We start from the raw sequence: 1,487 nt of genomic DNA, 5'->3' as shown, positions 1-1,487 counted from the left end.
CTGTTAGAGCTTCCGATGGAATTTGTACCCATGAACAATCGTTTACACTAACCATAACCCAAGACACCGATGGCGATGGAATACCCGATGTAACCGATTTAGATGACGATAACGATGGTATTTTAGATACCGATGAAGGAGATGATACTACAGATACCGATGGTGATGGTACCCCAGATAGTTTGGATACCGATAGTGATAACGACGGATGTTCGGATGCGAAAGAAGCAGGGTTTACCGATGCGGATGGCGATGGTGAAGTAGATGGAACAGGTTATAATTCTGATGGTACGGTAGCCGGTAGTGATGGTTACACGGCAGCATTAGATAGCAACAACAATGGCGTGTTAGATCACTTAGAGGCAGGGCCAGATGCTGATGGCGATGGTATTGCAGATGCTTGTGATAGCCAGGAGATAGACACCGATGGCGATGGAATACCAGATGTAACAGATTTAGATGACGACAACGATGGTATTTACGACACTGCGGAAGGGGATGATACTATAGATACGGATGGTGACGGAACACCAGATTACCTAGATACAGATTCAGATGGCGATGGCTGTTCGGATGCTAAAGAAGCAGGGTTTACCGATGCCGATGAAGACGGACAAGTAGATGGAGCAAGCATTACGTATTATTTTATAGAAGCACCAACAGGAGTTTATAACTATCCATTATTTACCTCTGAAGAAGAAGCAAACTTTGAGGATTTAAGAAATGGTGGTACAGGAACAAGTCATACGCACACCTATGCCGAGGATACGCAAGGTAGAACTTGGTATATGCCGAATACGGGGAACCATATGGCAGATAGTCAGGCACCTGTTTCAGAAAATGGAGTTACTTACAATAATGTTGTAAATACAACAGATAATGCTGTTGTTCAAAGTATAAGAATTAACAGTAATGGTACCGTATATGGTAGTGATGGATATAGTGTTCCAGCAGATACTGACAACTCAGGTATAGCAGATCATTTAGAATCTGGAATTGCGAATTGTTTATTAGATACCGATGGTGACGGCACCCCAGATATAACAGACTTAGATGACGACAACGATGGTATTTTAGATACCGATGAAGGAACAGGCGATACCGATGGTGATGGTACCCCAGATAGTTTGGATACCGATAGTGATAATGACGGATGTTCGGATGCTAAAGAGGCAGGATTTACCGATGCTGATGATGATGGTGAAGTAGACGGAACAGGTTACAATGCCGATGGTACGGTAGCTGGTAGTGATGGTTATACTGTAACACTAGATAGTAACAACAATGGTGTGTACGATCACTTAGAGGCAGGACCAGATGCTGATGGCGATGGTATTGCAGATGCCTGTGATAGTGAAGAGCTAGACACCGATGGCGATGGAATACCCGATGTAACCGATTTAGATGACGATAACGATGGTATTTTAGATACCGATGAAGGAACAGGCGATACCGATGGTGATGGTACTCCAGATAGTTTGGATACC

General features: G+C 43.6%; 1 protein-coding gene. It reads left to right on the top strand.

Going from position 1 to position 1,487, the window contains the following annotated elements:
* Nucleotides 1–1,487, top strand: a 1,487-nt coding sequence (locus tag BSU00_RS12995) for a thrombospondin type 3 repeat-containing protein (RefSeq protein ID WP_199176765.1), incomplete at both ends; no start/stop codon positions are given.

This window comes from Tenacibaculum sp. SG-28 (genome assembly GCF_002954385.1).
Classification (GTDB): Bacteria; Bacteroidota; Bacteroidia; order Flavobacteriales; family Flavobacteriaceae; genus Polaribacter.
This window is presented reverse-complemented; position numbering and strand designations above follow the sequence as displayed.